Source organism: Rhizobium sp. PK7-22, from assembly GCF_056530405.1.
This window is the reverse complement of the sequence record NZ_CP096514.1, coordinates 1,643,044-1,658,222: the sequence shown is the minus strand read 5'-3', so window position 1 is coordinate 1,658,222 and position 15,179 is coordinate 1,643,044. Positions and strand designations below refer to the sequence as shown.

At 64.6% G+C, this 15,179-nt stretch carries 15 protein-coding genes and 1 tRNA gene; 10 read left to right on the top strand and 6 right to left on the bottom strand.

Translation table 11 applies throughout. The annotated features are described in order from the left end of the window. Window positions 1-167 precede the first annotated feature (167 nt). Entirely contained in the window at window positions 168-1,049 is an 882-nt protein-coding gene (locus tag M1E10_RS12685; RefSeq protein WP_499176772.1) for a LysR family transcriptional regulator, read from the top strand. A 142-nt stretch (window positions 1,050-1,191) separates the two neighbouring features. On the opposite strand, the gene M1E10_RS12680 is transcribed toward M1E10_RS12685, so the two are convergent. Continuing rightward, window positions 1,192-2,433: an amidohydrolase family protein gene (locus tag M1E10_RS12680; protein WP_499176771.1), complete on the bottom strand. Its 1,242-nt coding sequence runs from the start codon at window positions 2,431-2,433 to the stop codon at window positions 1,192-1,194. Window positions 2,434-2,511: 78 nt separating this feature from the next. On the opposite strand from M1E10_RS12680, the gene M1E10_RS12675 reads away from it, so the two are divergent. Next, complete coding sequence (locus M1E10_RS12675) at window positions 2,512-2,913, top strand: nuclear transport factor 2-like protein (RefSeq protein WP_499176770.1); 402 nt, start codon at window positions 2,512-2,514, stop codon at window positions 2,911-2,913. Between the two features lie 19 nt (window positions 2,914-2,932). Here the strand turns inward: M1E10_RS12675 and M1E10_RS12670 are convergent, their stop codons facing one another. Further along, window positions 2,933-3,637, bottom strand: a complete 705-nt coding sequence (locus tag M1E10_RS12670) for a GntR family transcriptional regulator (protein ID WP_499176769.1) — start codon at window positions 3,635-3,637, stop codon at window positions 2,933-2,935. A gap of 219 nt (window positions 3,638-3,856) precedes the next feature. On the opposite strand from M1E10_RS12670, the gene M1E10_RS12665 reads away from it, so the two are divergent. From M1E10_RS12665 to M1E10_RS12645, 5 genes are all read left to right on the top strand, one after another. Further along, window positions 3,857-4,693, top strand: a complete 837-nt coding sequence (locus M1E10_RS12665) for an ABC transporter ATP-binding protein (protein ID WP_499176768.1) — start codon at window positions 3,857-3,859, stop codon at window positions 4,691-4,693. A 1-nt stretch (window position 4,694) separates the two neighbouring features. After that, window positions 4,695-5,471 carry an ABC transporter permease gene (locus M1E10_RS12660; RefSeq protein WP_499176766.1) on the top strand — a complete coding sequence of 259 codons (777 nt, stop codon included), beginning with the start codon at window positions 4,695-4,697 and terminating at the stop codon, window positions 5,469-5,471. 23 nt (window positions 5,472-5,494) lie between these two features. Further along, window positions 5,495-6,517, top strand: coding sequence for an ABC transporter substrate-binding protein (locus M1E10_RS12655; protein WP_499176765.1), 1,023 nt, complete (start codon window positions 5,495-5,497; stop codon window positions 6,515-6,517). A 94-nt stretch (window positions 6,518-6,611) separates the two neighbouring features. Next, window positions 6,612-8,180, top strand: coding sequence for a gamma-glutamyltransferase family protein (locus M1E10_RS12650; RefSeq protein WP_499176764.1), 1,569 nt, complete (start codon window positions 6,612-6,614; stop codon window positions 8,178-8,180). Then, window positions 8,177-9,628 carry an amidohydrolase family protein gene (locus tag M1E10_RS12645; RefSeq protein ID WP_499176763.1) on the top strand — a complete coding sequence of 484 codons (1,452 nt, stop codon included), beginning with the start codon at window positions 8,177-8,179 and terminating at the stop codon, window positions 9,626-9,628. The genes M1E10_RS12650 and M1E10_RS12645 overlap by 4 nt, the downstream gene beginning before the upstream one ends. Window positions 9,629-9,764: 136 nt before the next feature. Here M1E10_RS12645 and M1E10_RS12640 read toward each other — a convergent pair. Then, window positions 9,765-9,841: transfer RNA gene (locus M1E10_RS12640), tRNA-Pro, on the bottom strand. A 222-nt stretch (window positions 9,842-10,063) separates the two neighbouring features. On the opposite strand from M1E10_RS12640, the gene M1E10_RS12635 reads away from it, so the two are divergent. Both M1E10_RS12635 and M1E10_RS12630 read left to right on the top strand, forming a co-directional pair. Beyond that, on the top strand, window positions 10,064-10,420 hold the full coding sequence (locus tag M1E10_RS12635; RefSeq protein ID WP_499176762.1) for a hypothetical protein: 357 nt from the start codon (window positions 10,064-10,066) through the stop codon (window positions 10,418-10,420). Window positions 10,421-10,545: 125 nt separating this feature from the next. Continuing rightward, window positions 10,546-11,517 carry a lytic transglycosylase domain-containing protein gene (locus tag M1E10_RS12630; protein ID WP_499176761.1) on the top strand — a complete coding sequence of 324 codons (972 nt, stop codon included), beginning with the start codon at window positions 10,546-10,548 and terminating at the stop codon, window positions 11,515-11,517. Between the two features lie 23 nt (window positions 11,518-11,540). Here the strand turns inward: M1E10_RS12630 and M1E10_RS12625 are convergent, their stop codons facing one another. Next, the gene (locus tag M1E10_RS12625) at window positions 11,541-12,605 is read right to left on the bottom strand and encodes an AI-2E family transporter (protein ID WP_499176760.1); all 1,065 of its coding nucleotides are present in this window, start codon (window positions 12,603-12,605) and stop codon (window positions 11,541-11,543) included. A gap of 208 nt (window positions 12,606-12,813) precedes the next feature. Here M1E10_RS12625 and M1E10_RS12620 point away from each other — a divergent pair, with 208 nt between their 5' ends. Further along, entirely contained in the window at window positions 12,814-12,900 is an 87-nt protein-coding gene (locus tag M1E10_RS12620; RefSeq protein ID WP_499177166.1) for a small membrane protein YohP, read from the top strand. A 70-nt stretch (window positions 12,901-12,970) separates the two neighbouring features. On the opposite strand, the gene M1E10_RS12615 is transcribed toward M1E10_RS12620, so the two are convergent. Both M1E10_RS12615 and M1E10_RS12610 read right to left on the bottom strand, forming a co-directional pair. Beyond that, window positions 12,971-13,738, bottom strand: coding sequence for a phosphodiesterase (locus tag M1E10_RS12615; RefSeq protein ID WP_499176759.1), 768 nt, complete (start codon window positions 13,736-13,738; stop codon window positions 12,971-12,973). Between the two features lie 110 nt (window positions 13,739-13,848). Further along, window positions 13,849-15,138, bottom strand: a complete 1,290-nt coding sequence (locus tag M1E10_RS12610; protein WP_499176758.1) for an ABC transporter substrate-binding protein — start codon at window positions 15,136-15,138, stop codon at window positions 13,849-13,851. Window positions 15,139-15,179: the final 41 nt, after the last annotated feature.

Sequence of the window (15,179 nt, the reverse complement as noted above, 5' to 3'; positions counted from 1 at the left end):
TCAGCATGGATATCGTTCCCTCGTTCTTGTTGTTGAGGCGACGATAGCGAGGTTGCCGACTTGCGCAATATTATGAGGATAACGCATTGCCCTATGCGAATTCTGCGACCTGCGACGGGCTGTCTGATGGCTTGTGCTCGATGCGGTAATGTTCATAGAATTGCCGCATGAACCTCAAGCAGCTCGAAATCTTCAAGACAATCATGGACACGGGTTCGACCATGGCGGCAGCAGCGCAGCTCGGCCTGTCGCAGTCGGCGATCAGCCGCCAGCTGACGGCGCTGGAAGAGGAGATCGGGCGCGAGCTTTTCCTGCGCGACAAAGGCCGGCTGATTCCGCGTCCGGAGGCTCGCCTCCTCGTCAGCGAAGTGGACGACGTTGCCGAAAGCGTGGCGCGGCTGAGAATCAAGATCGGCGACATGAAGACCGGCACGTTCGGCGAGGCGCTGCTCAGGGTCGCCTTCCCGCACAGCCTGTCAACCACCATGCTGCCGCCGATCGTCGCCCGCTTCAAGGCAGACCATCCCCGCGTCACCGTGGAAATCCTCAGCGGCCCCTATGACGCCATCGAGCGGATGGTCCACAATCGCATCGCCGATCTCGGCTTCGTGCGGCTGCCGGCCGAGCAGCACTCCTTCGAGCCGCGACGGCTGATGTCGAGCGGCACCACCTGCGTCATGCCGGTCGGGCATCCCTTGACGGCAAAGCGAGCGGTCGACGTCAACGATCTCGCCCGCAACGATCTGATCCTGCTCGGCCGCCAGCGCATCAACCGCAACGAGCTCGAACACGAGCTCCGCCACATGGCGCCTACCTATCGCTGCAGCCTGGAGGTCCATTCGGTGGAAACCGCCTGCGCCTGCGTGGCCCAGGGCCTCGGCATCGCGATCGTTCCGACGCTGATTGCCGAGTTCTTCCGCAGCGACGCCGTCGCCATGCGTCCCTTCCTGTCGGACAAGGCCGCAGACTACGGCATCATCACCCTCCCCGGCCTGCCGCTCTCCTGGACCGCCGAAGCCTTCATCGGCATCCTGAGCAACGGGCTTTAGCGGCGGGAGAAGCTTTCCGTCCTCGCGCCCCTGGATGATCAGCCACCAGAGCTTTTTCTCAGGCAGTCGCTGCGATGCGGAACCGGCAGCGACTGCCTGAGGTCGTGTTCGGACGTTACTCTGCCGCGACGGCCGTGCGGCGTCAGCGCAGGATGCGAGCCTGCCTCTCGAAGGTCTTGCGGCCGTTCTTGAAGCCCATCAGGGCGGGCGCGATGCTGCCGAAGGCTTCGTCTTCGTCGGTTGCATCGAGAACAATGAGATCGGCGGAATGGCCGGTCGCGATTCCGTAGTCTTCGATGCGCATCAGCCGGGCCGCGTCCTGCGTGATCAGGCGAAGGCACTGGGGGAAGCGGTCCGGGCCCAGGTGCATGAGGTTGGCATAGAGATTGGCCATGCGGAGCAGGGAGCAATCGCCGTAGGGCGTAAACGGGTTCAGGACGTTGTTTGTCGCGATCGAGGCTGTGACGCCCCGGTCCGCCAGGAGGTGGACGGGCGCTACACCGCGCTCGGCACGGAACCCCTTGTCGCGCCCGTTGAGATAGAGATCGGTCGACGGCAGGGCGGTGACCGCGACCCCGGCAGCGGCGAGCCGCGTCACATGCCGCTCGAAAGCATCCTCGTCCATGGCGGCGAGCTTGGTGACGTGTCCGATCGCCACGCGCCCCTGCCAGCCCTGCGCCTCCGCCAGACGGCAGATGTCGTCCATATGGGTCCAGCTGGGGTCGAGATCGAAATCCAGGTGGAAGTCGAGATCGACGTCGTGGCGCTTCGCCATCGCGAAGATGCGCTCCATGTGCGCCGACGGATCGCTGTCGGTATAGGGGCAGCCGCCGAGAAGATCGGCACCGCCATCCAGTGCCTGCTCGAGCAGCGCCTCGGTGCCGGGATCGTTGAGGAGGCCCTCCTGCGGGAAGACGCAGATCGAAAGGTCGATCGCGAAGGCATAGTCGCGCTTCAGCCGCTGAATGGCGGCAAGGCTGCGCAAGCCGACCCGTGGATCGATTTCCACATGCGTGCGCATGTGCATCGTGCCCTGCAGGATGGCCATCTCGATGGTTCGCGCCCCGCGGCGGTAGACATCCTCTTCGGTGAAATCCTGTTTCAGCCGTGAGACCGCCGCAACGGCGCCCTTCAGACCTTCCCCACCGCCCCGGCAGCAGGCGAGAAGGCAGGATTTGTCCAGGTGGACATGGGTGTCCACAAAGCCCGGCAGCACCAGACGGCCGCCGACATCCTCTTCCGCACGACCTGTCGCGTCCTGCCGCTGCGCGACGGGAAGGATCTCCACGATGCGTCCGGCGCGGATGCCGATGTCCACCAGGGACGGATCACCCTGCAGGGTGGCGTTGCGGATGAGGGTGTCGAAAGGAGGAATGGAACTCATGCTTGAAGCCAGACTGAAAATTGCATAGGAAACTGTATGCAGTTAATTGCCGATCCTGGCAACAGACGGGGATATGAAATGGACGACCGTGCCCAGCGAGATCTTCAAGCCGTCAAAGATTACCTGGCGGCCTCCATGGCGCCCGACCCCGTGCGGGCCGCGCAATATGTGGATGCGGCCTTCGTCTGCAGGTTCACCGGCAACCGCGTGTTCGATACGCCGAGCGGGCCGACGGGCTTCAATGCCGCCCGCTACAAATGGGTGAAGAAGCGCATCGTGCATTACGATGTGATGCCGGGCGACAGCGAGACGATCGTCTACAGCCTCGGCTATCTCTACGGCGAATGGCCGGATGGTCGGGCCTTCGACAACAATCGTTATGTGGACCGCTTCGTCGTGCGCGATGGGCTCATCGTCGAGACGGACGTCTGGAACGACAGCGCCGAATGGATCCTCGATCCTTCCTGCGCCCGGCAGTAGTGCCGGCGGCAGAGCGCGCTCAATCGGCGTAGGGCGCCAGGATGTTCATCAGATCCCGGCTTCGTGCGCCAGCGCTCTGCAGCAGCGCCCGCGATGCAACGGCCTCCAGGTGCTGATCCATCAGCGCGCAGGCCCGTTCGGCGGGTCCCTGCTGGATCGCGTCGATCAGCTCCAGATGTTCGCTCACCGCACAGTCCGAGGAATGCGGGCGCGCAAAGGCTGACAGCGACAGTCCGGCGCGGTAGCAGATCTCCGTCACATAGCGGACGAGAATGGGCTTGCCGGTCATTTCCGCCAGCCGGACATGGAATTCCGTGGCCAACCGAATGGACGTGCCTTCCGCGCCGTGGCGTGCTTCATGCTCCGCCTCGACGATCGCCTTCAGCTGCTTGACCTGCGCGTCCGTCAGCTTGCCTGCCAGATGGCGCACCACCTGCCGCTCCAGATCGACGCGGATGTCGAAGATGTCCCTGGCGTCCTCGAAGGAGGGCGTCACCACGACGGCGATCCGGTTGCGCCGCAGATCCACCAGACCTTCCGCCGCCAACTGGCCGAGCGCATGCCGGGCGATTGTCCGGCTGACGCCGAAGCGCTCGCCCAGTGCATCCTCGGGCAGCCGGTCGCCCGGCAGCAGTGCGCGCTCGATGATGGCCTTGCGAAGGGCATTGCAGATGCCCTGGACGCGGTCGATCTCGCTCCGCGGCTGACGCTTCTCAGATGCCATGGATGGTTTCCTTCATGCTGTTCTGGATAGTCCACCCCTGCGGGTTTTTCAACTCAGCGCATTGCTCCGTTCGAATGCAATGTGCCCAGAAAAATTGCATGCACTTTTTGCATGGACGTTACATGCAGCCGGCACGACCGTCGTTGCCGGGTTCCATCATCAATCCAGACTTGGCACGCCCGTTGCATGCAGTTTTATGGAAAGCTCAAGGTGAGGTGCATGATCGATTTTTCAGAAACGGGAGACAGGCATCCCGTGGCCGTGGAACTGTCCCAGGCGGCCGTATCCTTTGGTCGCGGGGAAAAGGCGGTCGCCGCGCTGCAGGAAACGAGCCTCAAGATTGCCGAGGGCGAATTCCTCGCACTTGTCGGTCCCTCCGGCTGCGGCAAGTCGACGATCCTGAAGCTGGCGAGCGGCCTGCTGCAACCGAGCACCGGAGCGGTGATCGTCGGTGGGAAAGAGGTCGGCGCCAAGGCGCTTCGCATCGGCATGGCCTTCCAGAACCCGACGCTTCTGCCGTGGCTGACCATCGAGCGCAACGTCATGCTGCCGTTGAAGATCGTCCGTCCGTTCCGCTCGCAGTACCGTTCCAAGAAGAATACCGAGTACCGCGATCGCGTCCACGCCCTTCTGGCCGACGTCGGGCTACAGCGCTTCGCAAACCATTACCCCTGGCAGTTGTCCGGCGGCATGCTGCAGCGCGCCAACCTCTGTCGTGCACTGGTGCATGACCCGAGCCTTCTCCTGCTCGACGAGCCCTTCGGGGCGCTCGACCAGTTCACCCGCGAGGAGCTCTGGGCGACGATGCAGTCGCTCTGGATGAAGCGCAAGCCGACCGTCCTGCTGGTGACGCACGACCTGAAGGAAGCCGGCTTCCTGGCCTCGCGCATCTGCGTGATGAGCGCCCGCCCCGGCAGGATCATCGACGACAGCACCGTCGATTTTTCCCGCCCCCGCACGGTTCCGATGACCTTCGAGCCGGAATTCACGGCGCTGAACCAGCGCCTGCGGGAGCTGATCATCGATGCCCGCACCGACGTCGCCGAGGAGGCCTGAGATGTCATACGCCATTCGCCGCCGCTTCTGGGCGGCATTCCTGATCTTCGCCTTCTTCGGCCTCTGGGAAATCCTCTGCATCGCGCTGCAGGTCTCCGACCTCGTCCTGCCACGCCCCTCGCAGGTCATGGCGACACTGGTGGACCGCTTCGATGTCCTGTGGCCGCATATCCTGCAGACACTGTGGACGACGATGGTGGGCTTCCTGCTCGGCGTCACCGTCGGCCTGCTGATCGGCGCCTGCATCGGCACCTCGCGGATTGCCTATGACACCGCCTACCCCCTGCTGATCGGGTTTTCCTCGATCCCGAAGGTGGCCGTCGTGCCGATCTTCGTCCTCTGGTTCGGATCGGGCTCCGTGCCCGCGATCCTGACGGCGCTGGCCATGTGCTTCTTCCCGATCGTCGTCAACATCGCGACGGGTCTGGCCACCACCGAGCCGGAACTTGAGGACGTGCTGAAGTCGCTGGGCGCCAGCAAGCTGGACATCCTGTGGAATGTCGGCCTGCCGCGCACCATGCCCTTCTTCTTCGCCTCGCTGAAAATCGCTGCGACCTTTGCCTTCGTCGGCTCCGTCCTGTCGGAAACCGTCGCCTCCAATCGCGGCATCGGCAATGTGATGATGACGGCCTCCTCCAATTTCGACGTGCCGCTGGTCTTTGCGGGGTTGTTCATCCTCGCGGTGCTCGGCGTGCTTCTCTACGCCGCCTTCTCTCTCGTCGAAATGCGTGTCGCCGGCTGGGCGAACCGCCGCAACGATCTCACCACCACCGCCTGACCCTCGAACAATCGGAGCTCAACATGCTGAAGACATTTCTCTCCACCGTCGCTCTCGGCCTTTGCCTGAACGGCGTGGCACTTGCAGACACCACGATCAGGCTCACCCTGGGCTGGAAGACGCAAGGATCGGACGCCGCCTTCCTGCTGGCCAAGGAGGCCGGCTACTTCGAGGCAGAAGGTCTCGACGTCACCATCGACCAGGGCGAAGGCTCTGCGGCCACCGTCACCCGCATCATGTCGGGCAGCTATGACGCCGGCTTCGGCGACATCAATGCCATCATCCAGAATGCAGCGACCCGTCCCGACGAAGCACCGGTGATGGTCTACCAGATCTGGAACAAGCCTCCCTTCGCGATCGTCAGCAAGAAAGAGACCAACATCACCACGCCCGCCGACCTCGTCGGCAAGACGCTCGGCGGCGCGCAGGGAACGCCGACCACCCGACTGGTGACCGTTCTCGCCACGCTCAACGACGTCGACATGACACAGGTGAAGATCGACAACATGGGTCCCAACCTGCAGGAGCCGATGCTGATCAAGGGCGACATCGACGGCGCGCTGGTGTTCAACATCACCAGCTGGTTCAACCTGATCAACAACCGTCAGGACCCGGCAAAGGACTACAACTGGCTGCTGTTTGGCGATCATGGTCTCGACCTCTACTCGAACGGCCTGATGGTGTCCCAGAAGCTGATCGCCGAGAACCCGGAGGCCGTCGCCGGTCTGGTGCGCGCCGTCAACAAGGCGGCCATCGAAATCGGTCTCGACACCGAAAAGGGAATGGACTCCGTCGTCGCCTACGACAACCTGGTCAAGCGCGACCTGGAGCACGATCGCCTGAAGTTCTCCTACGAGAACCTGATCGTCTCACCGGAAGTCGAGAAACTCGGCCTGGGCGATCTGGATGACAGCCGCCTCACCCGCTCCATCGACATCGTGGCCGAAGGCTATCAGCTGCCTTCCAAGCCGACGGCGGAGCAGGTCTTCGACCGCCAGTTCCTGCCGCCGCTCGAAGAGCGCAAGCTCACCTACACGGCAGACTGATCCGATCATCTGGCCGGCGGCATCCTGCCGCCGGTCCTTAATCAGAGCGATCCAGCACATGCAGCCAGTCGGCCACCACCCCTCCGGATCAGGCATGGTCGTCAGCCCCCACCCGCTGGCGACGGAAGCCGGCCGAGCCGTGCTCGCGCGCGGCGGCAATGCCATCGAGGCGGGTGTTGCGGTCGCAGCCGCACTGGCCGTGGTCATGCCGCATTTTTGCGGCCTGGGTGGTGATGCCGTCTGGCTGGTCTGCGACCGGGAGGGGCGGCAGCGCTGCTTTCTCGGCATCGGCCAGGCCGCCGCCAGGGTCACTGTCCCAGAGGGCGCCATCCCCACCCGCGGCCCGTCATCCATGCTGACGTCGGCCTGCGCCGTCGACAGCTGGGGCCATGCGCTCGCCTTCAGCTCGGCGAACTGGGATGGTCGCGAAGGCTTCGCAGACCTCCTGTCGCCTGCCATCGAACTGGCCGATGCCGGCTATATCCCGAGCCGGTCGCAGGATTTCTGGCTGGACTTTCGTGCTGAAGATCACCCCGTATGGCCGGGATTTGCCGACATCTTCGACCATCGCAGCGACGCGGGCCTGCTGCGTCAGCCGGAGCTGGCCGAAAGCCTTCGCCGCCTTGCAGATGAGGGATACCGAAGCTTCTACGAAGGCGCATTGTCCGAAGCGATCGCGGACGGCCTCGCAAAAGTCGGGTCGCCGCTGAGCGCTGCAGATCTTGCCGCTACCCGCACGCGCGAGGTCGATCCCCTGGCGCTCGACTATCGCGGCACGCTGCTGCTGGCGCCACCGCCGCCGACGCAGGGCTGCGCGACGCTCGCCATCATGGGCATTCTCGCACGCTTCGATCTCTCAAAGACGGATCCGGCGACTTCCGCCCGCATGCATCTGCTGGTGGAGGCGACCAAGCGGGCATTCTTGAACCGGTCATCGATCGGCGACCCGGATTTCGGCGCTGAAACCACCGATCCGGCCGCAGCCATGCTCGACGCCGACAGCCTCGACGCTGCCGCGCGCGACATCGATCCCGCGGCCGCCATGCCCTGGCCTCGCCCAGGCAATACCGCAGACACCGTGTTCTTTGCCGTCGCCGATCCTGCGGGACGTTGCGTGAGTGTGCTGCAGAGCACCTATTTCGACTGGGGCAGTGGCGTCACCGTTCCCGGGACAGGCATCCTCTGGCAAAACCGCGGTGCAGCTTTTTCGACTGAACCCGGTCACCCCAACTGCCTCGCGCCCGGCAAGCGCCCCTTCTACACCCTCAACCCAGGCGTCGCGATCCGCGATGGTGCACCATATCTCCTCTACGGCACGCAGGGCGCCGACGGACAGCCGCAGACGCTGTCCGTGCTGCTGACCAGCCTGCTGGACGACGGCATGACGCCCGAGCAGGCGCTGGCCCAGCCGCGCTTCCTTCTGGGACGCACGTTCTCCGACAGCCGCGACAGCCTGAAGGTCGAAGGCTCACTGGGTTCCGAAACGACTGACGCGCTGTCGGCACTCGGCCACGAGGTCGCCGTGCTGCCCGCCCTATCCCCGATTTTCGGCCAGGCCGGCGTGATCCGCCTTTCGGCCGATGGGACAGTGGATGGCGCCCATGATCCTCGCGGCGAAGGCTGCGCGGCTGGTGTCGGCGGCACCTCTGGGCAGCACCCATGAGCGGTTCCGGAGAGCTCTATGCCAGCCACACGATCGGCGAGCCGCAGGGCCCGCAGGATAACCGCCGGATCCGGTGGCAGCACGGCGTCATCACCGCCGTGGAAGACGCCGGCACGGCACCGGCAGGGACCCCGCGCACCCTGGTCATGCCGGCGCTGGCCAATGCGCATGATCATGTCCGGCCGCTGCCGATGTCGTCCTTCGGCACCGCCTTCCTGCCCCTGGAGGCGTGGCTGCCGCGCACGATCCTCGCGACGCCGCCGGATGCCTACATGGCTGCCGTGGCGCCGCTCGCGCGTGCCGCCCTGTCCGGCTGTGGCGCGGTCATGGTCCATTACACGCGGCCCAGCGGCAAGCTCGATCCCATCGACGAAGCCCGCGAGGTGGCGCGGGCGGCAAAGGATGTCGGACTGCGGATTGCCTTTGCGCCGGCCATCCGCGACCGCAATCCGCTCGTCTACGGCGACGAAACGGCCGTGCTCGACAAGCTGCCGGCGGACATCGCTGCCCTGCTGCGGGATACCTACTGCCGGCCGCCCCTTTCTCCCGAGCGCCTGATCGAGACGACGGAACAGATCGCCGAAGCTATCCAAGGACCGATGGTCGACGTGCAGTTCGGACCGGCCGGGGTGCAATGGTGTTCCGATGAACTGCTGCGGGCGATTGCCCGCCGTTCTGCCGAAACCGGCCGCAGGGTCCACATGCATCTCCTCGAGACGCCCTACCAGAGGTGGTGGGCGGATCTGACGTTCCCGGAAGGGATCGTCACCTATCTGAAGGAGATCGGCCTGCTCTCGCCGCGGCTGACGCTCGCGCACTGCGTCCATGCCCGGCCGCACGAGTTGGACATGATCGCCGAAGCGGGCTGCCGCATCGTCACCAACTCCGGATCCAATCTGCATCTTCGTTCCGGCCTGGGACCCATCTCCGACGCCCGGCAGCGCGGCTGCGGCGTGGCGATCGGCGTCGACGGGCAGGCCTTCGACGAGGACGACGACATGATCCGCGAGATCCGCCTTGCCAACGCCCTGCACGGCGGCACGGGTTTCGCCCGGACCTGGTCGCGCCCGGACCTTCTCCTGGAGAGCATTGCCCATGGTCGTCAGGCGATCGGCATGCCCGGGACCGGCAGCATTGCCGTCGGAGAGCCGGCGGACTTCCTCCAGCTCGACTACGACCGCCTCGATCGCGACAGGATCATCGAGGTGGAGCCCGTCGACCTGTTCTTTGCGCGCGCAACCGCACAGCATGTCCTGCAGGTGATCGTGGCGGGGAAAACCATCGTCGCGCACGGCAGCCTGCCCGGCGTCGATCTCCCGACCGTGGAAAATGAACTGCGCAGCAGCTATCGTCAGTCGGTGCGAGATCATGGTGCCCTGATCCGGGATTGGCCCCAGATCGAGGCCGCACTCGCCGAATGGAACAGGGCCTACATCGGCTGCTGCTGAAGCGCGCAGCCGCCCCCAATGACAGGCCGCCACTGCCATCATGCCCATGGACAGACGGTGCTGAGCGAATTCGCAACCGGTTCAGCACAACGATGATGAGATGAAGCTTCGGAGCCGTCGGGAAGGGCTTTTCGACTGGTCGGAGTGGCAGGATTTGAACCTGCGACCCCGTCGTCCCGAACGACGTGCGCTACCAGGCTGCGCTACACTCCGTGACCAGCGGCGCCTCTATAGACCAGCGTTTCGGCTTCGGCAAGCGGTCGACTTGAAAATCGCAGCGGCATTTTTTTCGGCCTGCGCGTATGCCGGACGTGACAAAAATGCGGCGGTTGTGAAATTTCGTGAGGCGCCGGAAAGAGCAGCCGTGACGGCTGGCGCAAATCTGCTAGGGCAGCGCAGACGCCGCTGGCGCCATCAACTGAGGGTTTCCTGGACATGAGCCTCCGCATCATCGCATCGACTGCCGTTCTCGCTATCGCATTGTCTGCCTGCACCACCACCAGCGCGCCCGCCAATCCGATCGAGGCCCGCTGGCTCGGCCAGTCGGCCGGCAAGTTCTTCGCCGCCTACAGCCCGCCGCTCAGCGACACGCCCGCCGGCGCAACAACGCTCTACAACTGGCGCGGCGGTTACAATCGCATCAAGCTGGAGAACGGACGCACAGCAAACGTCAGCTGCGCCGCACAGCTGACCGTCGATGCCAGCTATACGATCCGCGCCATCCGCATCACCTCCGACCGCCCGGGTGCCCGGGGTCCGAGCTATTGTGAGGAACTGCTGACGGCGGAGTGATCCGGCAGCCTGCCGCCATTTATACGCCATCCGGCCCGCCCTCACCGGCGGGCTTCTTTTTTGCCGCCGGGGCGCTAGCTCTTGCGTCTTGGACAGGAAGAAGACGACGCAAGGCTGCACGCACGATGAAACGCCCAGCGATCCTCCTCGCCACGCTTCTGGCGGCAGCCGTTCCGGGCGCTGCGGCCATGCAGGCATCAACGGAGCCTGCGGCTGGATCCGACGCAGGTTCCGGCACGGACGCGAGCACCCGTGCGGACGCGGCAGCGGATCGCTGCCTCTCCTCCTGGAGCGAACCCGGCTCCGGGCGGTTGCTCTGCATTGCCAAGGAAAGCTTCAACCGCGACCTCTGCGCCGGCATCGCCTATTTCGCGAAGGCGCGTCAGGTGCCGGCGGATTTTCTGGCGCGGTTGATCTGGCGCGAGAGCCTGTTCCGGCCGGATGCGGTCAGCCCGAAGGGGGCGGAAGGCATTGCGCAGTTCATGCCCGGAACCGCCCGGCTGCGCGGGCTGGAGAACAGCTTCGACATCCTGCCGGCGCTGCAGGCTTCCTCAAGCTATCTGGCGGAGCTTGCCGACCGCTTCGGCAGCTATGGCCTGGCGGCTGCGGCCTATAATGCCGGTGAAGGCCGGCTGCGGGCCTATCTGGCCGGCGGCACCCTGCCCTATGAGACGCGCGCCTATGTGCTGGCGATCACCGGTGCCTCGGTCGAGCAGTGGTCGGTCGAACCACCCGAGCAGGCGGCTGCGCCGCTCGACGGCGACACGCCGTTCGTCGAAAGCTGCGTGGCGCTGGCCGATAGCCGGCGACTGTCACCCGGCACGCTGGTCGGCGAAGGGGCCTGGGCGCCTTGGGGCGTGCAGCTTGCCGCGCACCTCAACCCGGATGTCGCACGCCGCCTGTTTGCGCGGGCGATCGGCAAACTGCCTGCGCCGCTCAGCGAAGAGCTGCCGATCATCGTGCGGCAGACGGGTGGCAACTTCGGCTACCGCCCACGCTACGCCGCCCGCATCGGCCGCGACAGCCGGGCGGAGGCGCAGGCGCTCTGTGCGCGGATCAAGGACGTAGGCGGCAGCTGCACGGTGCTGCGCAACTGACGATCCCCAAGCAGTAATGCCCGTCAGGCCTCGACGATGTGGCGATCTTCCTTCTCGAGATAATCGTCGACGTAGAGGTCGGAGACCAGCTGCATGATGAGGGCGGTCAGCGGGGTTGCCAGCGCCAGGCCGATCAGGCCGAACAGCGAGGCGAACATGAGCTGCGTCGAGATCACCAGAACCGGCGGCAGGGACACCTTCTCCTGCTGGATGATCGGCGTGACCACATAGCTTTCCAGCATCTGCACCGCCAGATAGACGCCGAGGACAAGCAGCACGGAGTGGAGCCCCTCGGGCACGGCCAGCAACAGGCCGGGTGTCGCAGCGAGCACGGGACCGACATTCGGGATGAAGGCAAGCAGGCCGGCGATGAGGCCGAGCAGAAGCGCCAGCGGGATGCCAATGAACCAGAGGCCAAGGCCGGTCAAGACACCGACCACCGTCATGGAGATCAGCTGCGCCATCAGCCAGCTCTCGAGCGTCTTTACCGAATTGTCCAGGACACGCTCGGCCTTGGCCCGTGCCGAGGGCGCAAACAGCTTGATGAAGCCCTTGCGGTAGGTGGCCGGATCGAAGGCGCCATAGAGGGCGATGAACAGGAGGAGCACGGTGTTGCCGAGATAGCCGAAGGCGGAACTCACCGCCTGGGTCGCCGCGCCGCCGGAGGCTGACGACATGAGGCCACCCTCTTCCAGACGCGCTATCAACTGCCGGCCCCAGGTATAGGCCTCCAGGCGCTCACGCAGACCCTGAATGGCCGTCGGAACCTGCTGCCACAGCTCCTCCGCCTGCTCGGCGATGGCCGGCGCCACGTAGAAACCGAATGCCGTTACGATCGCCAGGAATACCAGGAGGAAGATCGCAACGCCCCAGCCGGGAGCGATGGAGAAGAGCCTGGCGATCCGCACGCCGCTCATCCGGAAGAGGATGGCGAGCAGGCCGCCGGCGAAAATCATCAGCAGCGTTCCCGGCATCATCACCAGCAGCAGCAGCACGACGGCAAAGACCAGCACCACCGAGACCGGGCGCGGCTGAAGCCTCACCCGCCATTTGTCTCTCACCACATCTTGTGCTTCAGGTTCGATCATCGCGCTGCATACCCTTCGTCGTTCATGGCGAGGCCGATATAGGCCCCTGTGGGGGATCCGACAGAGGCGCGGATCGAATATGCGCGGGGGCCGTGATCACGGACGATGGAACCCGGGGCGCCCGATATGTGTTCCCATGGCGAAGAGCGTCTCAGTCCACCACAGACGCTGAAACCAAACTGCCGCCCGGCGGCTCAAGGAGATCCTCATGCTGAAGTTCATCGGCGGCACGATCGGTGCCATTTTCCTCATCGGCCTGATCGTCGTCGTCCTGCTCTTGATGCTGATTTTCTAGTACCGCGCGGGAAGCGTCTTCAGCGTTTCATGCAACAGGCCCCACGGATCACCGCGGGGCCTGTTGGACATCATGGACCTTCACAGATCGGCGCGCGTTCGATCTGCAGCTGCCCAACTTCGACGCCGTAGGTGCGCAGGCCCTCACCGTCGAGAAGCACGATGCGGTAGCAGGGATTGCCGTTCGTCCACCAGGGATCCAGCGCATCCAGATCGGTAATGAAGCGGTGCGAGCAGGCTTGGCCGGAGCTATAGGCGATGCCTTCGGCGCTGGTGCCCGCCAGCGGCACGTGAATATGGCCGAACAGGATGTGGCGCACGCCGCCTGAATGGGCCGCAAGCCGCCGCATGACCGCGCCTTCGTCGTGCATGCCGATCCTGTTGAAATGCGCAATGCCGGCATCCATCGGCGGATGGTGGATGAAGACGGTGACCGGCATCTCGCCGGCGCCCGAGAGCGCCTGATCGAGCCACGCCAGGCGCGGTTCGTCATAGATCCCGCCGATGACCCCTTCCTCATGACTGTCGAGAAACAGCAGCCGGCCGAACTCCGTGTCCATGAAGGACTGGATGTGGCCGTTGTCGTCGCGCGGCTGTTCCGGGAAGGCTGCGACGAATGCGGGGCGCTTGTCGTGGTTGCCGAGCATCAGGCGCACCTCGAAGGGCACCGGCGCGAGGATGTCGCGCAGCAGCTCGTAGGCTTCCGGATCGCCGTAATTGCAGAGGTCGCCGGTCATCACCAGCAGGTCGGCGTCCGCATGCTTCTCGACGATGTCGGTGACCGCTGCGCGCAGCTGCTGTTCCGGGTCGATGCCGTTGACCATCACGCCCGAGGGCATCAGGTGGGTACTGTCACTTGAATGATCTTCATGGTCGTTCTCTCTGGAAAAAAGGAGGCTGCGGAGACGATGATCTCCGCAGCCCTGGTCACGATCCTGCGGCGGCAGGCTTAGTTCATGAGACCGTTGGTCTGGTCGACGATCTGCTTCAGGCCGTCTTCCGGCGTGACTTCGCCGCGCATGACGGTGCCGATGATGTCGCGCTGGGTGCGCCAGATGCGGACGGAATCACCGCCCGGATAACCGGCCCACGGCAGCGAACGGTCGGCCTGCAGGGACGCCGTCTTCACGTTCGGGTTCTCGACGTAGTAGGGGGCGAGGAATTTCTCGCCGGTCGCCAGCTTGTTGGTCGGCAGGTAGCCGGTGATGCGCACGATGGTGTTCTGCGCCTCGGGACCGGTGATCCACTTGAGGTACTTCCAGGCGGCATCCTGTTTGGCCTTGTCCTGGGTCAGGATCACGGCCGAGTTGCCGCCCGTCGGAACGCCACCCTTTTCGGCATTGTCGAGCGGGAAGGTTGCGGTCTTGAGTTCAAACCGGTCACCGACCAGGCCCTGGATGGTCTGTACGTGGGCCGGGGTCGAGAAGATGAAGCCGGTCTGGCCTGCACCGAACTGCTGGCGCGACTGATCCCAGTCGAGCAGGGTCTGGTGACCGTCGGTGACGAACTGACGGGCAAGCTTCAGGGCGTTGAGGCCGATCTCGTTGTCGAAGGCGACCGTCTTGGTGGCCGGGTCGACGAGCTGACCGCCCTGCTGGAAGATCAGCGCCTGCCACAGCCAGTCGTCCGGCCAGCCGTTGATGTCGTAGCCCATGCCAGCAGTTTTGGAGTCCAGCGCGTGGATCTTGCCGGCGAGTTCGATCAGACCGGCGAAGGTCTTGGGCATGTTGTCCGGATCACCGCCGGCTTTGCGAACGAGATCGGAGTTGATGTAGATGATCGGCGAGGAGGCGTTGACCGGCAGGCCGTACTGCTTGCCGTCGATCTGGCCGAGAGCGGCCATCTTCGGGCTGTAGTTCTCGTCGAGGAAGGCTGCGCCTTCGGCTTCGATGAATGGGCCGAGATCGGTGATCTGGTTGCGCGGCGCCAGCGTGTGGACGAGTTCCGCGGTCAGATTGTAGCCCGAGAAGTAGACATCTGGCAGGTTGCCGGTGACGGCCGAGCGCAGAACCTGCTGCTGGCCTTCGTTGTAGCCAGCGGCAGGCGCCAGGAAGTTGATCTTGATGTCGGGGTTGTTCTTCATGAACTCATCGGCCAGTGGCTGATGGAATTTCGTGAAGCCCGGCAGGTTGTAGAGAACTTCCAGCGTCATTTCCTGCGCGAAGGCAGGCTTGCCGAGGCCTGCAACAGCCAGGCCGATGGCCAGGCTGCTCAGGGCGGTGCGTCGAGACATCTTCATAGCAGATCTCCAGTGTGTGGGTTTATCGGGTTGGGAGGCAG

Excerpts from the sequence above, each read along its gene's own strand:
- M1E10_RS12645 (WP_499176763.1), top strand. The coding sequence starts at position 8,177 with ATGAGCGGTTCCGGAGAGCTCTATGCCAGCCACACGATCGGCGAGCCG.
- M1E10_RS12670 (WP_499176769.1), bottom strand. The coding sequence starts at position 3,637 with ATGGCATCTGAGAAGCGTCAGCCGCGGAGCGAGATCGACCGCGTCCAG.
- M1E10_RS12675 (WP_499176770.1), top strand. The coding sequence starts at position 2,512 with ATGGACGACCGTGCCCAGCGAGATCTTCAAGCCGTCAAAGATTACCTG.
- M1E10_RS12635 (WP_499176762.1), top strand. The coding sequence starts at position 10,064 with ATGAGCCTCCGCATCATCGCATCGACTGCCGTTCTCGCTATCGCATTG.
- M1E10_RS12625 (WP_499176760.1), bottom strand. The coding sequence starts at position 12,605 with ATGATCGAACCTGAAGCACAAGATGTGGTGAGAGACAAATGGCGGGTG.
- M1E10_RS12655 (WP_499176765.1), top strand. The coding sequence starts at position 5,495 with ATGCTGAAGACATTTCTCTCCACCGTCGCTCTCGGCCTTTGCCTGAAC.
- M1E10_RS12660 (WP_499176766.1), top strand. The coding sequence starts at position 4,695 with ATGTCATACGCCATTCGCCGCCGCTTCTGGGCGGCATTCCTGATCTTC.
- M1E10_RS12630 (WP_499176761.1), top strand. The coding sequence starts at position 10,546 with ATGAAACGCCCAGCGATCCTCCTCGCCACGCTTCTGGCGGCAGCCGTT.
- M1E10_RS12685 (WP_499176772.1), top strand. The coding sequence starts at position 168 with ATGAACCTCAAGCAGCTCGAAATCTTCAAGACAATCATGGACACGGGT.
- M1E10_RS12610 (WP_499176758.1), bottom strand. The coding sequence starts at position 15,138 with ATGAAGATGTCTCGACGCACCGCCCTGAGCAGCCTGGCCATCGGCCTG.
- M1E10_RS12680 (WP_499176771.1), bottom strand. The coding sequence starts at position 2,433 with ATGAGTTCCATTCCTCCTTTCGACACCCTCATCCGCAACGCCACCCTG.
- M1E10_RS12650 (WP_499176764.1), top strand. The coding sequence starts at position 6,612 with ATGGTCGTCAGCCCCCACCCGCTGGCGACGGAAGCCGGCCGAGCCGTG.
- M1E10_RS12620 (WP_499177166.1), top strand. The coding sequence starts at position 12,814 with ATGCTGAAGTTCATCGGCGGCACGATCGGTGCCATTTTCCTCATCGGC.
- M1E10_RS12665 (WP_499176768.1), top strand. The coding sequence starts at position 3,857 with ATGATCGATTTTTCAGAAACGGGAGACAGGCATCCCGTGGCCGTGGAA.
- M1E10_RS12615 (WP_499176759.1), bottom strand. The coding sequence starts at position 13,738 with ATGCCCTCGGGCGTGATGGTCAACGGCATCGACCCGGAACAGCAGCTG.